The sequence below is a fragment of the Fibrobacter sp. UWH6 genome, assembly GCF_900142465.1.
Lineage (GTDB): Bacteria > Fibrobacterota > Fibrobacteria > Fibrobacterales > Fibrobacteraceae > Fibrobacter.
The window spans coordinates 1-22,933 of the sequence record NZ_FRAX01000002.1; the positions used below are offsets into that span (position 1 = coordinate 1).

The 22,933-nt window shown below is 49.1% G+C and carries 23 protein-coding genes; 13 read left to right on the top strand and 10 right to left on the bottom strand.

Features of this window, described 5'->3' with window-relative positions; translation table 11 throughout:
• Positions 1-339: 339 nt before the first annotated feature.
• From BUB73_RS01885 to BUB73_RS01900, 4 genes are all read right to left on the bottom strand, one after another.
• Entirely contained in the window at positions 340-723 is a 384-nt protein-coding gene (locus tag BUB73_RS01885) for a hypothetical protein (RefSeq protein ID WP_073283188.1), read from the bottom strand.
• A gap of 54 nt (positions 724-777) precedes the next feature.
• A complete protein-coding gene (locus BUB73_RS01890; protein WP_083539624.1) occupies positions 778-1,290 on the bottom strand; it encodes a DUF3791 domain-containing protein in 513 nt (170 codons plus the stop codon).
• Positions 1,291-1,419: 129 nt separating this feature from the next.
• Positions 1,420-1,686, bottom strand: a complete 267-nt coding sequence (locus BUB73_RS01895) for a Txe/YoeB family addiction module toxin (protein ID WP_073283192.1) — start codon at positions 1,684-1,686, stop codon at positions 1,420-1,422.
• Positions 1,671-1,937 carry a hypothetical protein gene (locus BUB73_RS01900; RefSeq protein ID WP_073283194.1) on the bottom strand — a complete coding sequence of 89 codons (267 nt, stop codon included), beginning with the start codon at positions 1,935-1,937 and terminating at the stop codon, positions 1,671-1,673. The genes BUB73_RS01895 and BUB73_RS01900 overlap by 16 nt, the downstream gene beginning before the upstream one ends.
• 112 nt (positions 1,938-2,049) lie before the next feature.
• Between BUB73_RS01900 and BUB73_RS01905 the strand changes: the two genes are divergently transcribed.
• Complete coding sequence (locus tag BUB73_RS01905) at positions 2,050-2,400, top strand: hypothetical protein (RefSeq protein WP_139259081.1); 351 nt, start codon at positions 2,050-2,052, stop codon at positions 2,398-2,400.
• A gap of 85 nt (positions 2,401-2,485) precedes the next feature.
• Here BUB73_RS01905 and BUB73_RS01910 read toward each other — a convergent pair whose 3' ends face one another.
• The gene (locus BUB73_RS01910) at positions 2,486-3,913 is read right to left on the bottom strand and encodes a sulfatase-like hydrolase/transferase (protein WP_073283198.1); all 1,428 of its coding nucleotides are present in this window, start codon (positions 3,911-3,913) and stop codon (positions 2,486-2,488) included.
• Between the two features lie 57 nt (positions 3,914-3,970).
• Complete coding sequence (locus tag BUB73_RS01915; RefSeq protein WP_073283201.1) at positions 3,971-4,453, bottom strand: type IV pilin protein; 483 nt, start codon at positions 4,451-4,453, stop codon at positions 3,971-3,973.
• Between the two features lie 354 nt (positions 4,454-4,807).
• On the opposite strand from BUB73_RS01915, the gene BUB73_RS16775 reads away from it, so the two are divergent.
• Complete coding sequence (locus BUB73_RS16775) at positions 4,808-5,089, top strand: hypothetical protein (protein WP_139259082.1); 282 nt, start codon at positions 4,808-4,810, stop codon at positions 5,087-5,089.
• Between the two features lie 135 nt (positions 5,090-5,224).
• Here BUB73_RS16775 and BUB73_RS16780 read toward each other — a convergent pair whose 3' ends face one another.
• On the bottom strand, positions 5,225-5,470 hold the full coding sequence (locus BUB73_RS16780; protein ID WP_139259083.1) for a hypothetical protein: 246 nt from the start codon (positions 5,468-5,470) through the stop codon (positions 5,225-5,227).
• Positions 5,471-5,565: 95 nt separating this feature from the next.
• Between BUB73_RS16780 and BUB73_RS01930 the strand changes: the two genes are divergently transcribed.
• From BUB73_RS01930 to panB, 3 genes are read left to right on the top strand one after another with little or no spacing between them, the layout of a single operon-like run.
• Entirely contained in the window at positions 5,566-5,922 is a 357-nt protein-coding gene (locus BUB73_RS01930) for a histidine triad nucleotide-binding protein (RefSeq protein WP_073155514.1), read from the top strand.
• 30 nt (positions 5,923-5,952) lie between these two features.
• A complete protein-coding gene (gene recO, locus BUB73_RS01935) occupies positions 5,953-6,795 on the top strand; it encodes a DNA repair protein RecO (protein WP_254794992.1) in 843 nt (280 codons plus the stop codon).
• Entirely contained in the window at positions 6,795-7,517 is a 723-nt protein-coding gene (gene panB, locus BUB73_RS01940; protein ID WP_254794993.1) for a 3-methyl-2-oxobutanoate hydroxymethyltransferase, read from the top strand. Before recO ends, panB begins: the two co-directional genes overlap by 1 nt.
• A 101-nt stretch (positions 7,518-7,618) precedes the next feature.
• Here panB and BUB73_RS01945 read toward each other — a convergent pair whose 3' ends face one another.
• Complete coding sequence (locus BUB73_RS01945) at positions 7,619-9,853, bottom strand: OmpA family protein (protein WP_139259084.1); 2,235 nt, start codon at positions 9,851-9,853, stop codon at positions 7,619-7,621.
• Positions 9,854-9,994: 141 nt separating this feature from the next.
• On the opposite strand from BUB73_RS01945, the gene BUB73_RS01950 reads away from it, so the two are divergent.
• The 5 genes from BUB73_RS01950 to BUB73_RS01970 all read left to right on the top strand — a co-directional run bounded on the left by BUB73_RS01950 (position 9,995) and on the right by BUB73_RS01970 (position 16,966).
• Positions 9,995-11,128: a dTDP-glucose 4,6-dehydratase gene (locus BUB73_RS01950; RefSeq protein WP_073283211.1), complete on the top strand. Its 1,134-nt coding sequence runs from the start codon at positions 9,995-9,997 to the stop codon at positions 11,126-11,128.
• A 193-nt stretch (positions 11,129-11,321) separates the two neighbouring features.
• Positions 11,322-13,727 carry a Tex family protein gene (locus tag BUB73_RS01955; RefSeq protein ID WP_073233469.1) on the top strand — a complete coding sequence of 802 codons (2,406 nt, stop codon included), beginning with the start codon at positions 11,322-11,324 and terminating at the stop codon, positions 13,725-13,727.
• Positions 13,728-13,967: 240 nt separating this feature from the next.
• Positions 13,968-14,561 (top strand): AgmX/PglI C-terminal domain-containing protein, encoded by a 594-nt coding sequence (locus tag BUB73_RS01960; protein ID WP_139259085.1) that lies wholly within the window; start codon positions 13,968-13,970, stop codon positions 14,559-14,561.
• Positions 14,562-14,681: 120 nt separating this feature from the next.
• Positions 14,682-15,542, top strand: a complete 861-nt coding sequence (locus BUB73_RS01965; RefSeq protein WP_073155497.1) for a TIGR02147 family protein — start codon at positions 14,682-14,684, stop codon at positions 15,540-15,542.
• Entirely contained in the window at positions 15,542-16,966 is a 1,425-nt protein-coding gene (locus BUB73_RS01970; RefSeq protein WP_073283217.1) for a LamG-like jellyroll fold domain-containing protein, read from the top strand. Before BUB73_RS01965 ends, BUB73_RS01970 begins: the two co-directional genes overlap by 1 nt.
• 351 nt (positions 16,967-17,317) lie before the next feature.
• On the opposite strand, the gene BUB73_RS01975 is transcribed toward BUB73_RS01970, so the two are convergent.
• Positions 17,318-17,521 carry a ferredoxin gene (locus BUB73_RS01975; RefSeq protein WP_073155492.1) on the bottom strand — a complete coding sequence of 68 codons (204 nt, stop codon included), beginning with the start codon at positions 17,519-17,521 and terminating at the stop codon, positions 17,318-17,320.
• A 181-nt stretch (positions 17,522-17,702) separates the two neighbouring features.
• Between BUB73_RS01975 and argB the strand changes: the two genes are divergently transcribed.
• The 3 genes from argB (at position 17,703) to BUB73_RS01990 (ending at position 21,090) form a co-directional block, all read left to right on the top strand.
• Positions 17,703-18,494, top strand: coding sequence for an acetylglutamate kinase (gene argB / locus BUB73_RS01980; protein WP_073155489.1), 792 nt, complete (start codon positions 17,703-17,705; stop codon positions 18,492-18,494).
• A 100-nt stretch (positions 18,495-18,594) separates the two neighbouring features.
• Positions 18,595-19,788: an aspartate aminotransferase family protein gene (locus BUB73_RS01985; protein ID WP_073283220.1), complete on the top strand. Its 1,194-nt coding sequence runs from the start codon at positions 18,595-18,597 to the stop codon at positions 19,786-19,788.
• A gap of 438 nt (positions 19,789-20,226) precedes the next feature.
• Entirely contained in the window at positions 20,227-21,090 is an 864-nt protein-coding gene (locus BUB73_RS01990; protein WP_073155484.1) for a hypothetical protein, read from the top strand.
• A 279-nt stretch (positions 21,091-21,369) separates the two neighbouring features.
• Here BUB73_RS01990 and BUB73_RS01995 read toward each other — a convergent pair whose 3' ends face one another.
• Positions 21,370-22,881, bottom strand: a complete 1,512-nt coding sequence (locus BUB73_RS01995; protein ID WP_073283223.1) for a B12-binding domain-containing radical SAM protein — start codon at positions 22,879-22,881, stop codon at positions 21,370-21,372.
• Between the last annotated feature and the right edge of the window lie 52 nt (positions 22,882-22,933).

Here is a 22,933-nt window from a genome sequence, read left to right on the forward strand (position 1 = left end):
TGTAGATGTACAGATAGCCTACGAATGGGAATCGGAATCGAGAGAATCATCTAGCAAGGCTGCCTAAATGCTTCCACACATGTTGATGATGCCTCTTTTATTTATACTATTTTGCTTTATTTTTGCGACGGCTCCTGGAATGCCTCATACGAAGATTCATTTTTTCAGGCTTGTGGAGACGTATACATGTTCTAGGCAATTCTCGTTCCGAGCATGGGCAGACTCTCTACTAAAACTAACAATGTAATCCAGACTTTGCAGTAATAGAAAGAACGTAAACAAAAAAGGCTGCTCCTTCGTAGGCGCGGCCTTTTTTACGCTGTAATAGTGATTTTATGCTTAGTTTGCAGTACCGAGGCTTTCAAAGTTCGGGGTCAAGCCCTTGCAGTCGGAAGCAGCAGTTGCGGTCCACTGGTATTCACCTGCAGAACTTCCACTAGCCTGAGAAACCTGAAGAACCCAGTTAGGAGTAGTTCCCTGAACGCAATCGTTAAGTTTAACCTTGTTATTTGCAGTCCAGACAGTTGTTGCTGTTGCAGACAGAGCAGCAGTGTGCTTGCTTGCATCGTAGGAACCAGCCTGTGCAAATTCGAAGTTATTGGTGGTACCAGTACAAGCGGAGTTGTCACAGGTAGCGCCCTTCTTGCCGATTGCATAGCCAATAACGTCCCAAGAACCATAGTATGCGCCAGTTTCTGCAGTGAAAGCGTCCTGCAACTTCACGTAGGTTTAGTGTGATTTCTGAAAATCATTCTGAAAAAACACAGGTTGCCTATATCAGATTTCTTCCTGAATAAACTTACCGTTTCTGATTTCCGAAGACAACAATTCGTAATCATAGGCAGAGCTTTCTTGATATAGGCTAGTCTGCGGATTCTGCAGTTTTTCAAAAGTTTGCGAATTATAAATAACGTTTAGTGCTTCTGATAATGATAGGGATCGATCCTGGATGAGCCACAGAGCCATTTCACTTACAATACATTCTGCGAGGTATTGTTGCTTCGGGTTCATATTGACAGCCCCATCACCTCGTCTGATCGAAATATTCAAACGCTCCGTTTTTTTCTCTATAAAGTCGAATTTGACAATTGATTCGTTTTGCGAACAGATTGCAATCAAATCTTCAACAGTATCATCAAAGGATAGCAGATGTTCTGCACCATAGTGCTTTTGCAGAAACTCTATTCCTTTGAACAAGTTTAGGTAATTAAAAGCCTGTTTGATTGTAAGTTTTTTCGCTTTTGCGAATTCGCTTATAGCAGCTACGGTCCAAGAAATTTGCTTTTCCATGGTTTGGAATACTAAAAAATATTGCCAATCGGACAATGCTTTGTACTTTAAAATACAGATTACTGCGTGAAACTGCAAAGGGCTCCGAACAGGAAGCAAACCGATAAGTAATAGTTCAACAGCTTGAATTTAGTAATGTCCGTAGACAGATATAACCAGAACTTGAACTACATCATCGTGGATTTGGTAGACAAGCCTGTGTTCTTTTGTTATGCGACGAGACCAAGTCTCTTCACTATAATGGCGCAGCTGTTCTACTTGGCCTGTTCCTGTTCGCGGATGTTCTCTTAGCTCATCGAGTAACTTCGCGAGTTTTTTTAAAGCTTGCGGAGCAGACCTTTGAAGATTTTGTAAATCTTCAGTAGCTTTGGGAGTAAAATTTACTTCGTATGGCATAGAATTCTATCCAAAAATTCCTGACCTGATTCATTTGAAAGCATGCGGACTGTTCTGCCACGCTTTGCTGACGCTACTGAATCATCAAGTTTTTTGAAAAATTCCTGCTGGGTCATACGAACCTTCGGTTTGTTGACAGTAACAGATGACACACCCTTTAGCATGGAAATCGCCTGTTTTATCGACTTCAAAAGCGAAGCGTCTTCCACATCGACCACCAATTGCTGAACTGCATTTGCTGAAGTTATCATAAAAAACCTCTTTCTTAAGGAATATACAATTTGAAAACAATCGTTTCAAGGGTAATTCTTCGCATGCTATCTGAAAAAAGACACTACCTACGTGAAGTTGCAGGACGCTTATGTGAGCGAAGTTGGTGTGTACGTTGGTAACTGGAAGGCTATTGGCTATAAGATGGACCCTTCCTCCAATTTCAATTACTCCGAACCCGCTGCAAATACTTCTTGGGATAAGAACACTACTACTCTCAACGCAACTCAGGTTCAGGGTTGGGAAGCAACAAATGTTGCCGCATTGAACGATTGCGGTAACGGTGCAAAGTGGCAGATCTATGTTGAACAGAATGGAACCACTGGTGGTGCAGCTCTGTATGACGCAAAGATTGTTGCTGGCGCAGCAGGCACTGCTTCTGACTGTGAAGTCTTGAATGCAAGCTTCGTCAAGATGGACACCAAAGATAAGTCCATTAATTAGAGGCGATTTCCCCAAAAATTGAAGAAGGCCTCCCATTGGGAGGCCTTCTTCAATTTTTTGAAATGCCTAAATAAAATTTTAAACTCTACCTGTTCAAAATAACCAAAGGCACCCATTTAAAATAGAATGACGCGACAAAACCAGATTCTTCCATAGACCCCATCGGGCGATGGTCTCCTTTTAGAATAAATCGATATTCAGGGTGATTTTTCGCTAATTTCTTTATGAATCTAATAGTATTGCTCTGCCTGGTTAAATAAACGCATTCCGTATTGCTTAAGGAGTTATTTTTGCAAATATTATTCTCGTCATTGACGTGTTGTCCTTCATAAGGTGGATGCGCATCAAGAGTTGTCCAATAAACAAATTTTGGTTTTCCGGACAAAAGAATTTTGTCCAACCAGTTCACAATGCTAGAATCACAAATTCCAGAGAAACCATAACTACACCCCTGCAAAGAAATGTTTAAAAAATGTTCCTTAAACATTAGCGAGTCGAATCCCATATTTCCATAGGAAGACTCTCGATGGTAAAAGTCCCCGTCATACCCATGAATGAACCAGGTTTCAAAACCACGGTCTTTAAATATTTGAGGAATCGTTTTATTTGAAGGATTATCTTTGTCAAAATCTTCCCATTCCGCACCTTGGGTAAATGAGCTAAACCTTGAAGATATGCCGACAAATTCGGCATTTTCATAGGAACCATCAAAACCATTAACAATAAGGTCTGTAAAAGAAATTTTTTGATTCACGCCCCAACTTTCCATAAGAATGAAAACAGTTGGCCGATTAAAATCAAAGATATTGTCTTCTAAATTCCAGATGTCAAAATGATCCTTTGTATCCTTATTCAGTAGTGAACTATGGCTAATCACACCTGGAGTGCAAACTCGCCAAAAAAATTTAGGCACGGAAAATTCCAAAATTGGCTGACGTTGCTGCATTTCATTTGCAACAAAATGTAATCCCAAAATTCCGATTAAAGCCGTTAACGCAAGCCTACATGATAAAAATTTAGGTTTGGATAGTAAAAATCTATAGGAAAAAAACACATTCAAGGCGACAACTATCAACGGAGTCCCAATAAATAGTAGAATTCCCCACCAATAGAAAGACGCAGAATCCCATACATTGCCTAAATCCATTGATAGTGTTGAAAACGAAAAATTTTCTGCAGCGAAAATGGACAACAGTAAATAAAAGAATATTGATAACAGGAATTTTACTTTTATGCAGCTGAAAATAATGGTGAGAATTAAAATAAATCCATAAAATAGGCTGCTTGCATAGGATTCTGGAGTACCGCAAATTAACATATATGCTAAAATTCCCCCAAAGAAAGGAAGCCTATAAGCAATTTTTCCTTGAGGCAAAAGAATCGTTAGCAAAAAGAGAAATACTTCTCCTGACGCCAATCCGTAAGACTCTGGTGAAGCGAATAGTTCCTGAACCAATAAAAGCGGAACAGAGAATAAGATTGCAAGAAATGATATGGAAAGAATGCGTTTCATAAATCAAAAAAGGGAACCCCGAAAGGTTCCCCTACTTTATATTCCCTAATACTTAAATTAGCGAGTCAGCTTCTTGAAGCTCGGAGTCAGAGGATCGCATTTGGATCCTGCGCTATAAACGGCTTCATAAGTAACTGCACCACCGGAAGAAGAGTTGCCAGAAACCTTGATGGACCAAGTAGCATCCTTCGGGCAATCATTCAAGGCTGCGATGGCCTTTGCCTGCCAACCAACTTTTCCAGAAAGACCCACAATGGAAGTTGTTCCATTGGTGCCGGTTTTGAGATCAATGTCATCGTAGGTAAACACGGTGGTATTACCCATCGTATAGCCAATCTTGGCCCAGTTACCAACGTACACGCCAGTTTCAGCAACGTATGCGTCCTGCAACTTCACGTATTCACCGGCTGCGGGGCCGACTTCGGAGGCCTTGGACTTTGCGATCATGCCGAACAGCTTAGGAACTGCAACAGCGGCCAGGATGCCCATGATAACGATCACGACCATCAATTCAATAAGGGTAAAACCTTGCTTCTTCATAGTGTACTCCTTGTTATTGTGACACATTCTTTTGAGATTCACAGCTCTTGAAGCGTTTGTGTTTCAGAGTGTTTACTCTCGTTTACATTGATAAATATACCTCAATTTTTTCGAAAGTCAATAGTTTTGTCAAACTTTTTTGCACTTTTGTCAAAGTTTTTTCACGTTTCTGTCATAGAACTGTCATGAAATTTTACTTTGTACCAAAAGAAGTCTTCCAAAACCGTCTAAATTTCTTAAAAAACGGGGGATTTCCTCAATTTTTTTGATGGACTTAAGTATACAAATATTTTTCATCTGTGTGAGGCATTCATAAAAAAAATGTGAGAAAAAGTTATTCTTATTTGGAATATTGTGAAGTTTTTCACACAATTCCCATTTTACGCTTTCGTTCAAAATGCACTCGATCCGATAAATAGCCCTCAAAAAGTTCTTTTAAACCGCCCTATATCCTGCGAATTCGCATCAAAATATCTTTTAATTTCCATCGGCACGATCGATAGCGCATCAAAATATCTTTTGATTGACTTTGTATCCGACAAAAGCGAATTAAAAGTTCTTTTTATCCACTTTGCATCCGGCAAAAGGGCTTTAAAAGTTCCTTTAATCGGCATCGGCACGATAAATACCGCCTAAAAATTTCTTTTGATTCGCCCTGCATCCGACAAAAGCGGGTTAAAAGCTCTTTTAACCGGCATCGGCACGATAAATAGCCCTCAAAAAGTTCCTTTTAAGCGCCTTGCATCCTGCGAATTCGCATCAAAATATCTTTTAATCCCCTTCGGTACGATAAATAGCGTTCCAGAAGTTCTTTTTAAGCGCCTTGCATCGGATTAATCGAATTTCAGCAATTCCCGGCAAGGGCATAGCCATCGACACCATCCAGCACGCCACATTTTTGACCGCAATTGCTTTCGATAATAAACAGCATGAAAGTTCACCCAGGAACAAATCATCGGATTCCTTGTTATTCCCCCATTCCCTTCTAGAACCAAGAAAAGCTCTTCTTGATTTCACACCAAGGCAATAGTCCGAAATTAGACGAGATTCCGAAACAAGTTCGGAATGATGTTTTACTGGAGTCCTCCTTTATTTTCTATTATATAGTCACTATGAGTGAAAACTGCCTTTTTTGCAAGATTATCAAGGGTGAAATCCCTTCCAAGAAGATTTACGAAGATGACGATGTGTTCGCCTTCTACGATATCGCCCCCCAGGCACCGGTTCATTTCCTGGTGATTCCCAAGAAGCATATTTCCAGCATCATGGATATGCAGGCCGAAGACTGCGAACTGGTGGGTAAGCTTTTGTTCCAGGCTCAGCGTATCGCCAAGGAGCTTGGTCTCGAAGAATCCGGCGCACGTTTCGTGTTCAACTGCAAGGCTGACGCAGGCCAGACCGTTTTCCACATCCATCTGCATGTGGTTGGCGGTCAGGTGATGGGCTGGCCTCCGTTCCCGGCTAAGTAGAATCCGGCCATTCGAGCGGGCTGCGCGATTATGATTGTCAAGTCCCGGGCCATTGTACTGCACCGGTTCCCTTATAGTGATTCCAGCTGGATCGTGAAGGTTTTAACCCAGGAATGCGGCGTGGTTTCGTTTATCGTAAAGGGAGGCAAACGCAAGGAGTCTCCTTTTAAGGGCGCTATGGATCCGCTGTCGCTGTGCGAGGTGGTTTTTAACCAGAATCCACAGAAGGCGGGTGGCGGGGACTTGCAGTTCATAAAGGAAGCGACGCTTCTTGACTGGCATGCGGGTTTAAGGGCGGACCTGATGAATCAGGCGGTGGCCCAGGTGATGACCGAGATTCTGCTGAGGTACGCTCCCCAGGGGGTGCCGCTGCAAGACGAGTTCGAACTGTTGGAACAGGCGCTTAGGGACTTGAATTCTGGCGAAGGCTCCAACGGCGCCGCGACGGAATCGCGGGAAGAACTGCAGCCGCGAAGGGTGCCTTCGGATGAGGTTTTCGCCCGGTGGCTGCTGGATACTTGCGACTTGTGGGGTTACCACCTGGATCTGGATGTCTGCAGCCGTTGCGAACGCCCTCTAGAAGAGCCGGCGGCGGACTTTCACCCGGAAACGGGCGGCTTGATTTGCAAGGCCTGCCTGGGCGTGGATTCTGCCAGGGCCAAGCCCGAAACTTTGCTGGGTTTATGGAAGCTTAGGGGCGGAACTTCCCCCAACTCCCCTGCCCTATCTTTAAAGTCTGCTGGGTTCGCCCGCGTATTCGTAGAAAATGCGCTCCTGGCCTACCTGCGGAATCATATCGGTTTCTTAAAAGAGATTCATTCACTAACGCATTTACAGGAGATTCGGAAATTATGCTCAGTCCAGTCGACATAATGGCAAAGAAAGCCCGTGGTGAAAAGGTTTCAATGATTACGTCTTACGACTACGCTTTCGCGCAAATGGCGGAGGCTGCAGGCGTAGACCAGATTCTTGTTGGCGATAGTCTGGCCAACACCATGTTAGGTTATAAGAAAACCAGCGAGATCGGTATGGCCGAGATGCTGATTTTCGTGGCGGCGGTTTGCCGTGGCGCGCCAAACACCCATGTGGTAGCCGACATGCCGTACCTGAGCGACAAGGATCCGCAAACGGCTTATGACAACGCCCGTCGATTCCTGGATCTGGGAGCCGCTTCGGTAAAGCTGGAAGGTACGCCCGAGGGCGTGATTGAATTTTTGCGTGCCCACGATGTTCCGGTGTGTGCCCATCACGGTTTGCTGCCCCAGACTGCGGCGAACTTCAAGCAGAAGGGTCAGACCGATGAAGAGGCTGCAGCCATCATGGCGGCGGCGAAGTTCACCGACGAACTGGGCTGTTTCGAGATGGTGCTGGAGCATATTCCCGAAGCCTTGGGTACGGCTATCACTCAGCAGGTGAAGGGCGTTACCATCGGCATTGGCGGCGGCAAGTTTACCGACGGACAGGTGCTGGTAATGCACGACGCCCTGGGCATGCACAGTCGCAAGAATCCCCCCTTCGCCCCGAAGTTCGTAGACATGTACACGCTGGGTGTAGAAGGCTTCAAGAAATACATTGACAGTGTGAACGGCAAGTAAGGCCGTCAAACGATTTTGTAACAAAGCAAAAAGCCCCGCTTTTAAAGCGAGGCTTTTCTGCTATTTAGCCGACCCCGAGAGTCTCGGGGTGAACAGCCAGATTACTTCTTCTTGCCCTTCTTAGCAGGCTTCTTTGCGGACTTCTTGGAAGCCTTAGCAGCCTTCTTGGACTTTGCGGGCTTTTCGGCAGCAGGAGCTTCTGCGGCAGGAGCGGCAGCAGGTTCTGCAGGAGCGGCTTCAGCAGCCGGAGCAGGAGCTGCAGGCTGAGCTGCGGGTGCCGGAGCGGCAGCGGGCTGAGCAGCCGGAGTCATTGCGGGTGCCGGAGCTGCTTCAGTCTTCTTGGGCTGCTTTACGTGAGAAGCAAATACAACGCGGTTGTTCTTCGGGTTGCTCTTGGCCTTCTTCTTACCCTTCTTGTCGGTCTTGGGGAGAACCAGGAGCTGAGTATCACCGAAAGCGGCGGCACGAACGTGCTTAGAGGGAACGCCCTTCTTAACCAGGTAGTCTACAACGGCGTCTGCACGCTTCTGAGACATATCCTTGTTCTTTTCAGAAGTTTTCTGGTCATCGGCGTGGCCCTGGATTTCAATGCGCAGGTTATCACGGTGGAGCATGATGCCAGCCAGCTGATCGAGAGCCTTGGTTGCACCCTTATTGAACTTGGCGGTCCCCTTCTTGAAGGTCACCAAAGACTGGAGGTATTCCAGGTCTTCATTCTTGTTAGTGGGGCAGCCATCGCCGTCAACGGCAGCTTCGCTAATGGTCCTGGGGCACAGGTCCTGAGCGTTAACAACGCCGTCACCGTCGTCGTCGAATTCGCAGCCGTTTGCGTCAACCGGAGCAGCTTCGTTAGATCCCGGGCACTTATCCTGAGAATCAACAACGCCATCGCCATCGGTATCCACTTCGCAACCATCTGCACCGACCTTCAGGCCAGGCAGAGTACCCGGGCACTTGTCGACCATGTTGGGAACGCCGTCCTTGTCATCGTCGCCAGAGAGCTTGGCCAGGGAGTCATTGACTGCGGCGACAGAATCAAGTCTTGCTCTGTTCACGGAGTCCGCCACCATGTCAATCACCTTGATGGTGTCAACAGTGGTAATTGTGTCGATCTTGGCGACGGTATCGACCTTGGCAATGGTATCAACCTTGGCAATAGTGTCGACCTTAGCAACAGTATCGATCTTGGTGGTAGTGTCGATGGTTGCCATGATAGAATCCACCTTCACCTTGGCCAGAGAATCGGCACGGACCTGGATCAGGGAGTCTACGTTAACTTCGGGCTTATCCACCTTGCTGCCAAAGCGCCAGACAAAGGAGAGAGAGCCAGAAACAATAGGAGTAGAGGAATACTTGTAGGTATAGACTTCACCATCGCCCACATCATTGCGAACGTCAAAGCCTTCCTTGCCCTTGAGATCCTTGTCAGCAGTAAAGTCCAGGTTCTTGAACATACGTCCGGCAATATCCACACCCAAAGCAATATCCATATTCTTGCCGGCATGGAAACGCACACCCGGTGTAATCAGGAGCGGATCAACCGTAGGATCAATGGGAGCTACGTCATCATCCAGGTGCATTTCGCCGGAGAGTTCCAGGAAGATGTCCAGGAGGCTGATGGGAGAAAAGTTAAAGCCGGTGCTATAGGAAAGAACATCAGACTCATTATGATCCACTACGCGGATATAGCTAGCCTGGGTATTCCAACGGAGAGGAGCACCAACGCTGTTAAAGTCAAAGGTGAAAACGAGACCACCACCAAAGGCAAAGTCACCTGCGGTGTAAGGCTTGGTATCGTGCTTGCTCAGGTACCAAGCGTGACGGGGACGTACACCGGCATCTTCGCTACCGGTGGGAGCATAGAGCTGACCCAGAATAGCGAGTTTGAACAGGGATTCGTCGTTACCGACAGCGCGAACCTTGAACCAGGCTTCCAAATCGCCCAGACCCGGAGAGCGCATATCGGAGTCGCTCAAACGGTCTTCGTGGTCGCCAACAATATCCATGTTAAAAGGAAGGACAACACCCAAGTCCAGCCAATTGGTAAAACCCATGGCCAGATTTACATTTCCGGAAAGAGCTACAGCTTCATCGTTAAGCACAAAACGGTCGCCGTTCTTGTCGTGCATTTCGCCACCGGCAGCCATGGACCAGCAGTCCAGAGATGCATTTCCGCCGAGACCGAACGACACATTCCATTGACCGAGGGTATTGGCACCAATCTGATGCAGACCATCCTGACCACCAGCCATACCGCTCTGTGCGGACGCCATACCGGCAGCCCCAAGCACAAGCAAGGAGCCCGCAAAAATTGAACGCAGTAAACTTGTCTTCATGTTTTCCACCTTAAATTTTTATTGATTGTAGCATAAAATTAACCTAAAAAATGGTTTTTGTCCAAACAGGCCGTCAAAATGTATAGGAAAATTGACAAAAGGTTGTCACAATAGACAATTCTCATTTTTATATTATAAGATATGAAGAATATTGTCATTACCGGCGGCGCAGGCTTTATCGGAAGCCATGTAGTACGCCTTTTCGTGAATAAGTACCCCGAATACAACATCATCAACCTGGACAAGTTGACTTACGCAGGCAATCTGGCCAACCTGAAGGACATCGAAGGCAAGCCTAACTACAAGTTCGTGAAGATGGATATCTGCGACTTCGACGCCTTCTACAAGCTGATGCAGGACGAAAAGATCGACGGTATTATTCACCTGGCCGCAGAAAGCCACGTGGACCGTTCCATCAAGGATCCGTTCACCTTCGCCCGCACAAACGTCATGGGCACCCTGGCTCTGCTCCAGGCCGCAAAGCTTTATTGGGAATCCCTGCCCGAAAAGTACGAGGGCAAGCGCTTCTACCATATTTCTACTGATGAAGTCTACGGTGCCCTCAAGATGAACCATCCGGAAGGTATCGAGCCGCCGTTTACCACCACTGCCTCCAGCTCTGAACACCATCTGGCATACGGTGACGACTTCTTCTACGAAACCACCAAGTATACTCCCCATTCTCCGTATAGTGCATCCAAGGCTGGCTCCGACCATTTCGTCCGCGCCTTCCACGACACCTACGGCATGCCTACCATCGTGACCAACTGCTCCAACAACTATGGCCCCTACCAGTTCCCGGAAAAGTTGATCCCGCTGTTCATCAACAACATTCGTCACAAGAAGCCGCTGCCGGTTTACGGCAAGGGCGAGAACGTTCGCGACTGGCTCTTTGTCGAAGATCACGCCCGCGCTATCGACGTTATCTTCCACAATGGCAAGATTGCCGAAACTTATAATATCGGCGGTTTCAACGAATGGAAGAACATCGACATCATCAAGGTGGTCATCAAGACTGTGGACCGTCTGCTGGGCCGCGCCGAGGGCGAAGACATGGACTTGATCACTTACGTTACCGACCGTCTTGGCCACGACGCCCGCTACGCCATTGATAGTAGTAAGTTGCAGCGCGAGCTCGGCTGGGAACCTTCCCTCCAGTTCGAGGAAGGTATCGAGAAGACCGTGAAGTGGTACTTGGACAACCAGGAATGGCTGGACAATATTACTAGCGGTGAATACGAAAAATATTACGAGAACATGTATAATAGAGTGTAAAGTGTAAAGGTTAAAGTGGAAAGACTTTAACCTTCAACCTTTAACCTTTAACCTAAAAATGACACTCCAGTGTCATTTTTTATTGTTATATTCTCCCTTACTCCCCTGATGGGAGCTGTTGTAAACCAGGGCCTAGGCCGAGACTCCTAGTTAAAGGCTGCCGGACCCTATAAATCAAACTGGAATTAGAATTATGGATTTTTCTGCTGTTATTGCTGAAGAACTGAACCTGGAAGTATGGCGTGTCTCCAAGGCACTTGAATTGATGGACCAGGGTGGTACCATCCCCTTTATCGCCCGCTACCGTAAAGACCAGACGGGCACCCTTAATGAAATTGAACTCCGCGACATCAGCCACCGTCGCGACTATCTGCAGGAACTGGTTGACCGCAAGGAAACCATCCTGAAGAGCATCGAAGAACAGGGCAAGCTTACACCGGAACTGAAGGCTCAGATCGAAGCCTGTAAGGACAAGACCCTGCTGGAAGATATTTACGCCCCCTACAAGCCCAAGAAGCGCACCCGCGCAACCATCGCAAAGGAACTGGGTCTTGAACCGTTGGCTCGCCTCATGTGGGCTCAGGAAGAAACCGGCAACACCGCCGAACAGATCGCCCTCATCTACCTGTCCGAAGAAAAGGGCCTGGCAGATCCGAAGGCTGCACTCAAGGGCGCTTGCGACATTCTGGCCGAAGAAGTTGCAGACAACACCGAATTCCGTCAGTACCTCCGTAGCAAGGTGGAAAAGACTGGCGTCATGATTTCCAAGGTGAAGAAGGACTTCGAAAAGGAAGAAACCAAGTTCAAGGACTACTACGACTTTAGCGAACAGGTGAGCAAGATTCCGTCTCACCGTATGCTGGCCCTGCGCCGCGGCGAAAAGGAAAAGGTGCTCCGTCTTTCCATCGAAGTTCCCAACGAAGAAATGGTTGGCTACCTGAAGGCAAACGTCATCAAGGGCAACACCACCTGGACCCCCTATCTTGAAGCTATGTGCCAGGATGCCTGGGACCGCCTGCTGGCTCCCAGCATGGAAAGCGAAGTCCGTCTGCTTTTGAAGGACGCCGCCGAAGAAGAAGCCTTCAAGGTGTTCTCCAAGAACCTGCAGGACGTTCTGCTGGCTGCTCCCGCCGGCCACAAGGCAGTTCTCGCTCTCGACCCGGGTTTCCGTACCGGCTGTAAGGTGGCAGTCCTTGACGAAAACGGCAAGTTCATGGACCACGGCATTATCAAGCCCCACGAACCCTGGAATGACAAGGCCGCCTCTGCAGTTTACCTCATGGGCCTTATCGACAAGTACAAGATTGACTTGATCGCTATCGGTAACGGTACCGCCAGCCGCGAAACCGACGCCTTCTGCGCCGAAATGGCAGCAAAGTTCAAGGGCAAGGTTCCGCCCCGCGTTATCGTTTCTGAAGCAGGTGCATCTGTCTATAGCGCAAGCATGATCGCTATCCAGGAATTCCCCAAGGAAGACGTTACTACCCGCGGCGCCATCTCTATCGGCCGCCGCCTGCAGGACCCGCTGGCAGAACTGGTGAAGGTTGACCCCCAGTCCATTGGCGTGGGCCAGTACCAGCACGACGTGAACCAGCGCGAACTGAAGAAGCGCCTGGACGAAGTGGTGGAATCCTGCGTGAACATGGTGGGTGTGGATGTGAACAGCGCTTCCGCCCCGCTGCTTTCTCACGTTGCAGGCCTCAGCAATACTCTTTCCGAAGCCATCGTCAAGCACCGCGAAGCTAACGGCGCCTACGCCAGCCGCGAAGACCTGAAGAAGGTGAAGGGCTTTGGCCCCAAGGCTTTCGAACAGGCTGCAGGCTTCATGCGCATCCCGGGTGCAGAAAACCCGCTGGACGATTCCGCAGTCCATCCCGAAAACTACGCCCTCATCGAAAAGATGGCCGAAAAGGCTGGCGTTCCGGTGAAGGAACTGGTGGGCAATGCCGATGCAGTCAAGGCCATCAACCTTGAAGAATTCCTTTCCGACGAAGTGGGTAAGGAAACCCTGCAGGACATCATGCGCGAACTTCAGAAGCCCAGCCGCGACCCCCGTAAGGAATTCCGTTACGCAAAGTTCGACGACAAGATCAAGGAAATCAACGACCTGATTACCGGTAGCTGGATGGAAGGTGTGGTTACCAACGTGGCTAACTTCGGTGCCTTCGTTGACATCGGCGTTCACCAGGACGGCCTTGTACACGTTTCCGAAATCAGCGACAAGTTCGTGGAAGACGCAAAGACCGTTCTTACCGTGGGCGACGTGGTGAAGGTACGTGTTGTTGCCGTTGACGCCAAGCTGAAACGTATCAGCCTTTCCATGAAGACCGAACAGGTTGATGGTGTGGCCGGTGCAGGCGTTAGCGGTCCTCGCGGCCAGCGCGTCGGTGGTCCCCGTGGTCAGGGCAATGGTCGTGGCGGCTTTGGCGGTCGCGACAATGGTCAGAACCGCGGCAGCCTCCAGGGTCACGCCACCATCGCAGATCTCAAGGCAAAGATTGCAGGCAAGGGCACTCCGGGACAGGGCAACCGCAACGCCCCCGCTCAGCCCGCCAAGGTCAACCCCCTCCTCAAGTCTATGATGAAAAAGATGAAATAGGTTATCAAGCGCAAGTGCTTGCACTTGCATTTGATAACCGCCACATCTAGCACTGCGAAGCTGTGCCAAGTTCAAATAGAGTCTAGTTCAAATAGCCGCAAGGCTGAGGTTGAAATTGAAAGTCCGGGAGTTTTGCTCCCGGGCTTTTATTTTGCCATTAAGTGAAATTTCTCACGTTCAATCTTGTCTTAAATATGTAAACTTGTTTTCACTATCTACACTTCCTATATTGTTGTAATAATGAATAAATTCGCTTTGAAATTCGCTTGTGGCCTAATCCTCATCACGGGACTCACCTTGCTGGTCCTGGCCATAACTGGAAATCATAAAAAACCCCGAAATATTGTTCGCGACTACTCTGTCGTACCTGAAGGCTTTGCGGAACAGCAGAAACTGGCCAACAGCAACTCTTCCGAATCCTTTACCGGTACAGTCATCATGCCCACCATCGACGAAATATCCGTCCACGGCAATATGGAAGGCGGCATGGCAGAAATCGAAAAGTTCATGAAGGACCGTACCAACGGCCTGAATTACATCTACAAGAAATTCCAGAAGCAGAACCCCGGCTTCGAAGGCAGCCTCTCCCTGGACGTTACGATCGACGTGTGTGGCGACGTAGTCGGCATGACCGAAATCGCCTCCACCACCGGCTACCCCAGATTCAATAACGAAGTCAAGAGTTCCCTCTCTAGGCAGAAGTACCCCAAGACGACCCAGGGGCACTACACCCTGTCATTCACCCTGAAGTTCGTGAACCAGGTTCCCGTTTCAGAAAAGGGCAATGTAAAGCCGTTGCCGCAGTCACCGGCGGATAGCGTTGCGGGAAATTGACGTAAGTTGTCAAAAACGTGTAAAACTTTTTATCAAAATTTAACGTTTTACACCCGACATTCCATAAAAATAACCGAAAAGAAATATTTCAGCGTGTAAAATTTGCTTATTTTACGGTTCATGAGTATTGCTCTTGAACGTTTGTTTGACTACGACGACTTCCGCAAGTTCCTGCAAGATTACTTCGAGGAACAGAAAAAGATGCGGGCCGTTTTCTCCCATCGTTTTTTTGCGGCAAAGGCCGGCTTCAGTAGCAGCTCCTACTGCCTGAACGTGATTCGTGGCCGGTTCAACCTGACCCAAAAATCCATCGAGAAGATCGCCAAGGCCATGGAATTCGAGCCCCTGCAGAAGTCCTACTTCGAGGCGCTGGTGCAGTACAACCAGGCCCATCAGGTAGACGAACGCGAAAACGCCTGGGAACAGATCCTGCAAATCCGCAAGCAGCTGGAATTTTCCCACATCACCACCCGAGAGCAAGTCTATTTTTCAAAATGGTACTACCCCATCGTCAGGGAACTGGCCGTTTCTTCTAACTGGAACGGCGACTATATGACCTTGGCCCGCCTGGTGGAACCCCAGATTACCACGGAAGAGGCACGGGAAGCCATCAAGAACTTGCAGGAAATGGGGATAATCAGACAGGTTGACGCAGACAATGGAGAAGTCCGTTTCGAGGAAACCGCCCAGATGCTGGATGCCACCCGCATCCCACCCATGGCCCTGCGACAGATCCGCCGCGAATATATGCAGCACGCCATCGGCGCCGTGGAATCCAAGCCCAAGCAGGAACGGTTCGCCGCATTCACCACGCTGGCCATGAGCGAAAGTTCCTACGACTACGCAGTCGAAGTTCTGGAAGAAGCCCGCAAGAAGATCATCACCCGCGCCGCCAACGACCCCAACGTGGAGCGAGTCTATGAAATGATGCTGGTAGCATTCCCCATGAGCAAGAAGGTTTCAAAGGAGGACAAGGTCTAATGAACATGCCGAATTTGAAATTCTTGCTGATTGGCGCTGCCATCGCCTCCTTCGTATTTAGCGTCACCGTACTTACCGGATGCTCCGATTCTAACGATGTGGCCGGCGGCGTTACCGACATTGGAAACTCCGTAGCTACAGGCATTGTCCTTGACGTGGCGGGAACCCCCGTGGCCCGCGCCCGTGTTGTAGCCTACTATGACAGCTGGCAACAAGATGGCATCGAGGATTCCGTAGAAACTGTAACCGACGCAGAGGGCAAGTTCGAACTGAACCTGGATGGCAACAAGGCCGCAGTATTGTTCGCCTCTGCCGGAGACAGCAGCGGTTTTGCAAAGCTGGTTCAACCCAAGATTAGCGCAAGATCCACTGAACAGCAGACTGTCACCATCGCCCAGCACAAGATTTACTCCGGCCAGATTGCCGACCGTAACACCGGCATAGTCCGCATCGTAGGCAGCAACGCCACCACCAAGCTGGACGCAGACGGTTACTTTATCTTCTACGACATGCCCTCTGGCGATATCACCCTGACCTACTCCGACACCAGCGCCACCTCTGACAACGGTCAGTTGCAATCCCACCTGGAATTCAACACCTACGGCGAAAAGCAGATTTACGTATTGCCCAAGATGAACTTCTGGGAAGCAGACACAAGCTGGCTCACCGTAAGCAGGATGGAATACTATAGCGAAAAGGGGCACGACGGCATTATAATCGCCGCCCCGGAATCCGAAGATTGGACGCCCGCAAGTTCAGCAAGCGCCCCCGCATCTTCCGATAGCGCCATCAACTTACTCTTAACCATGGACGGCTCCGAATCCGTCTATGACAATGACACCACTCCCGCAACCAAGGTCGAATACGTCGAAGGCGTCTCGGGCAAGGCCATCCTGCTGAAGCCGGGCCAGTTCATTAGCCTGGATTCCCTGGACCCCACCGGCGGCAACTTCACCCTGTCGCTCTGGACCAAGTGGAACGGTACCAACGGAAAGCACCAGATCCTATTCAGCCAGCGCGCCTACTGGAGCGACAGTACCTCCAGATTCCAGTGGCACTTCGAACATTGCACCGGCTGGTTCACTGCCATGAAGAGCACCCCCGGCGATCCCTATGCCATCTACTTCGGCGACTCCTCCATCGTTCCCGTTGGCAAGTGGTCCCACCTGGCTTTGATTTCCAGGAACAAGAAAGTCAGCATGTATGTGAACGGCGAAGTCATGCACTTCAAGGATGAAAAAGGAGACGACTACACCGAGTGGAAGTTTGTTCCCAACGACCTAAAGCGCAAGGTTCCCTTCCGTGTCGGCGGCGATGAAGTCAGCACCGAAACCTGGAACGGGGCAATTGACGAAGTCCTAATCGAGACCGTCGCCCACGACGCCAACTGGGTTAAGGAACAGTACAAGAAATACACCAAATAAAAAAACTCCCCCGAAAAAATTAAGGCGAGCCACAAGCCCGCCTTTTGCATCTAAAAAAAGAAATCCTCCCCTGCGATGGGGAGGAATCAGAAGCCACCCGCGAAGGGGTGGGGTCCAGGGCGGACAGCACTTGGCAACTTGTTGCCTTAGTGCGCATGGTCCCCGAATGGGGAGGAGGGTGCGTAACCCTCCTTTGCATCTAAAAAAGAAATCCTCCCCTGCGATAGGGAGGAATCAGAAGCCACCCGCGAAGGGGTGGGGTCCAGGGCGGACAGCACTTGGCAACTTGTTGCCTTAGTGCGCATGGTCCCCGAATGGGGAGGAGGGTGCGTAACCCTCCCATGCATCTCATTAAGCTTCTTCGAACTTAATCACGCCAGCGGGGCAGCCTGCAGCTGCGTCCTTGATAGCGTCTTCGTTAGCAGCGAGATCAGCGTCAGCCTTAACCTGCATCTTTTCGGGAACGGTGAAAACTGCATCGCAAGTAGCTTCGCAAGCGCCGCAGGAAACGCATTCATCACTGGATTCGTCCAGCCAAACCTTAGTAATTGCCATAGTTATACCTCTTTGGGGTTGTTTGTAATTAAGTTTGGTTTAAATATAACAAAAAAAACATTGAGGGATGACAATGTTTTTCTAAATTTCCCACAACAGAATGAAGCCTGTGGCTTGCTATATATTGCGGGAGGTGCCCGCGACAGCCATATGCTTAAACTAAGTGAGGACATCACAAAAAATGAAAAAAGTGGTTGTTAAAATTGGTGGCAGCCTGGCTATTGACGAAGCCAAGTTGGCCGATTTTGTGGCAGCAGTTTCCAAGCTTCCGGCTATGGGCTGCCAGGTCGCCGTTGTGCACGGTGGTGGCAAGGACATTAACGAAAACATTTCCCTGCTGCGAGAACAGCCCACTTTTATCGATGGCCTCCGAGTAACTACACCCGGCATTATGAAGATGGTCGAAATGACCCTCTCCGGTCATGTGAACAAGAAGCTGGTCCGCATGCTTCTGAACAACGGCGTGAATTCCATCGGTCTTTCCGGTGTGGATGGCAAGCTGTTCGAAGTAGTCAAGAAGCAGGGCAAGGTAGACCTGGGTCTTGTGGGCGAAGTCAAGAAGGTGAACCAGAAGATCGTGGAAGACCTCTGGGCAGCCGGCTGGGTTCCTGTAGTTAGCCCCATTTCTTACGGTCCCGACGAAACTGGCGTAGGCGTCAGCTGGAACGTGAATGCCGACACTGCCGCAAGCGAACTGGCTGTGGCACTTCAGGCTGATCAGTTCGTGCTGGTGAGCGATGTTCCGGGCGTTATGGACGGCGAAAAGAATGTTATTCCTGAACTTTCTGAAAGTGATGCCGAAAAGCTCATTGAAGAAGGCGTTATCAGCGGTGGTATGATTCCCAAGGTCCGCGAAAGCTTCAAGTCTATCCGACGAGGCCTCAAGAGCATTCATATCGTAGGCTGGAAGGACGCCGAATCCTTCATCAAGCAAATCAACGGCGAACACAACTACGGAACTATTCAGCGCTAGAAGTGATTAGTAAACAGTGGTTAGTAATCAGTGAAAATAAGGCGGCTGCGCCGCGATTATAAAACTAACCACCAACCACTAACCACTACAAGGATTTTATATGTCTTTTATTGAACAAGATAAGAACGTCATTGCTCCGCTTTATGGCAAGGCTGACATTGAAATTGTAAAGGGCGAAGGATCTTACCTCATCGACTCCAAGGGCGACAAGTACCTGGACTTCGTTGCAGGTATCGCTGTAAATGCCCTGGGCCACCAGAACAAGGCCATCAAGGAAGCGGTTGCAAAGCAAATGGATTGCTTCAACCACATCTCCAACCTTTATGTGAATATGCCTCAGGTTGAACTGGGCAAGAAGCTTTTGGAAATCACTGGTTTCGACAAGGCTTTCTTCTGCAACTCCGGTACCGAAGCTAACGAAGGCGCAATCAAGTTTGCACGTAAGTACTTCGATCGCAAGGGTGAAGCCAACAGGCAGAAGATCATCACCTTCGTGAACAGTTTCCACGGCAGAACTTTCGCAGCTCTTTCTGCAACCGGTCAGCCGGCGCTCCGTCAGGGCTTCGGCAACATGCCGGGCGACTTCGTGCATGTGGCTTGGAACGATTGCGCAGCACTTAAGGCTGAAGTCAACAAGGACACCTGCGCCATCATGCTGGAATCCCTGGCTGCTGAAGGCGGCGTCATGACCTTGTCTGCAGAAATGGTGGAAACCATCAACAGCCTCCAGAAGGAATTCGGCGTGCTGGTGATTGTCGACGAAGTCCAGGCAGGCTGCGGCCGTCTCGGAACCTTCCTCGGCTTTGAAAAGTACGGCTTGAATCCGGACCTGGTCTCCCTGGCCAAGGGTATCGGTGGCGGCCTCCCCCTGGGTGGCGTGCTGCTCCGTCAGAAGATTGCCGATGAACTGAAGGCCGGCGACCACGGTACCACTTTCGGTGGCAATCCCATCGCTTGCGCTGCAGGTCTCGCTGTAGTGAACCAGGTTGCAGAACCCGCTTTACTTCAGAATGTTGTGGATAGGGCTGTGCAGATCCGCACCGCTCTGGCTGACATCAAGGCCAAGTACAGTGCCATCAAGGAAATCCGTGGTGAAGGCCTTATCGTCGGCCTTGCTCTGGATGAATCCTTGCCGGTGGGTAACGTTGTGGCTGCCGCCCGCGCCGAAAAGCTCATGGTGCTCAGCGCCAAGGGCAACGTGCTGCGTATGCTTCCGCCGCTGAACATCAGCGCTGCTGAAGTGGACGAAGCCATGGCAAAGCTCGCAGCCGCATTCGCAAAGGTCGCTGACTAATCCGCGCCTCGCGAATCAAATCGCCTCCCCTAAAAAAGGCGGTGGAAATTGACTAAATCAGGTCTTTTCCACCGCCTTTTTATTATGTTATATTAAATCACACCATAAAAATCAACCGTTCGCCAACCATATTGGGTGATTTAAGGACAAAATCACGTTCCAAAACACCTCTGCACCCCCTATTCTCGCCGCCAACCACAAACAAAATAAAGAAAAGGCAGTGGAGACCTCGCTAAAATAGCCGTTTCCACCGCCTTTTTTGCACACAGTCCAAGCTTTTCGCGCAGCCGCGCCTTATTTTCTATATTTTCATTCGCATTATTATACATTCCCTATCTGATTACTCAGATTTTTTATTATATCGTCCCCCTAAATTTTCGCTACAACCAGACTTTAGAATTCTGGTTTTCATCAAAAGCGTCATAACAAAGGATTATCATGGAAAATGTATTAATACATTTGTCCAAAGACAGTGTGCTGTCTTCACTTCAGAAAAGAGTTGAAGAACTTGACTCCGCAATAAGACAACTCGGGATTTGTTTAAAAAATTCTCCAACAGAAAAACTCAAGGTTTCACCACACAATGGAACATATCAGTATTATCTCATATCCTCAGAAACCGGTAAAAAAGGAAAATTCATTTCAAAAAAAGAATGGAACATTGCAGAACGAATCGCCCAACGCGATTACGATACCAAACTACTAGAGCAATTAATCAACCAACGAACGGCATTACAGACATGCATCGCTACATATCACCCAGAAATTGCTGAAACTTTTTGGTCTGAACAACATCCAGGACGTCAAAAGCTAACACAACCCAGAATCATTTCTGATGATGAATACGCCAATGAATGGCAACTTAAAGAATTCTGCGGTCGTCCTTTTGACAAGACGGATCATGAGCTAAAAACTGCTAGAGGTGAACGGGTCCGATCCAAGTCAGAAGTCATCATCGCAAACGCCCTAGATCATTTCAATGTGCCATATCGATATGAATTCCCGCATAAGTTGAAAATCACCCAACAATCTATCAAAGGAAAGTACAATTCAAAACGCATCAATATCTTTCCGGACTTCACCTGCCTCAACAAAAAAACTCGAAAAGAAATCATATGGGAACACTTCGGGTTAATTGATGACAGCTCCTATGCACAGACAATGGCCTTGAAGCTAGAGGAATATCAGCAGAATGGTTTCTTCCTTGGAGATAATTTCATCATGACCACAGAAACTAGTGAACATCCCTTAAGTTATGAAACCGTTGAAAAGCTTATCCGGCGATATCTATGCGAATCGTGAGATTGTAAGACGTTTTACCGCAAAAAAGGCGGTGGAAATTGACCAAATCAGGTCTTTTCCACCGCCTTTTTGTTACGTTATATTAAACTGTGTCACGAAAACCAACCGATCGCCAACCATATTGGGTGATTTAAGGGCAAAATCACGTTCCAAAACACCTCTGCACCCCCTATTCTCGCCGCCAACCACAAACAAAATAAAGGAAAGGCAGTGGAAACCTCGCTAAAATAGCCGTTTCCACCGCCTTTTTCCCACTCAAATTCCAACTTTTCGTGGAATCTACTGCTTGATCGTAGGGGCTTGTCTTGCCACGGGGGCCAGTTCGCCGTGCTTGCGGAACAGGTGTTTGACCAGGGTGTTGAAGCCGCGGAACACGCGATAGCGTTCACGGGGATTCTTGATGGCCATGATGCCCTGACGCAGGATGTAGCTGGGGCGCAGGTAGAACTCGCGGCGAGCCTTGTCGCAGAAGTCCACCAGAGCCTGGCTGGTCAGTTCACCACGCTGGATGGTAGTACGGTGGAAGCCGTCCTTGTCCAACCACTGGTTGTAATCCTTGGTCTGCAAGGCGCCACTTTCCAGAGCTTCCTTGTAGGCTTCGGTGCCGGGGTATGCCATGATCGGGTAGAACTGAGCCGTATTGGGATTCAACTTCTTGGCGTAGTCCAGAGTCATGCGGAGAGTCTGGGGAGTATCGCCGGGGTTACCCACCATAAAGCAACCGTGAACCAGGAGACCAGCCTTGCGGGCATTCTTGGTAAACTCGATAGCCTTGTCGGTATTCTTGATACCCTTGCGGATATTCTGGAGTACTTCGGGAGATGCGCTTTCGAAGCCGACGCACATTTCACGGCAGCCAGCCTTCTTCATCAGCTTAAGCAATTCCAGGGGAACGTCTGCACGGGCATTGCAGCTCCAGGTAATCTTGAGACCGCGTTCCAGAATCAGGTTGCAGATGTCGCGAACATGCTGGTGGTTAGCGGTAAAGGTATCGTCTTCAAAGAAGACTTCACCCAGATCTTCAAAATTTTCCTTGATGTACTGCAGTTCGTCCACCACATCCTTGGGGTCGCGCATACGGAACACATGACCGTTCAGAGTCTGGGGGATAACGCAGTAGCTACAGCGGTTGGGGCAACCACGACCGCTCAAGATAACAATCAGCGGGTTCAGGTTGGCGCCGTAGAAATACTTCTTGTAGCAGCTGTAAAGGTACTTGCGATAGACCTTGGAAACCCAGGGCAGTTCGTTCAAGTTTTCAATCTTCGGGCCTTCGGGCTGGAAGTCGGTAGTTCCGTCTTCCTTGCGGTAGGCAAGACCAGCAATCTGACCTACAGGGGCAGCACCTTCGTCACCACGGAGAGCGCGGGCCAGGTTGCGGCAAGTGTAGTCCGCTTCACCGATGACCACGTAATCCAGACTGGGTTCCATTTCCAGGGATTCCAGAGGTTCTGCGGTGGCGTGGGTACCCATGATGGCAACCTTGGCACCAGGCATAGCTTCCTTGATGGCGTGAACTACCTTAAGATCATTTAAAATACTGGGGGTACTGGTGCTGCAAATAACCAGCTCCGGGGCAAACTTCTTCATGCCTTCCAGAGTCTGTTGCAGATCAAGTTCCATGGCGGGGCTGTCGATGAGCTGGATTTCGTTTCCGTCGGCTTCTGCGGTGCCGGCGGCATAGCTCAGGAACATGGGCCAATAGAGAGTACTAGACTTCGTTACACACGGGCTGCGAGATTCGCGGCTGAACATGGGGTGGAACGGAGGATTTAAAAAAGTAATACGCATAAGCCTTCGCAAAATACAAAAATATAGCGGTATTAGCTACATTTTAAGTAAT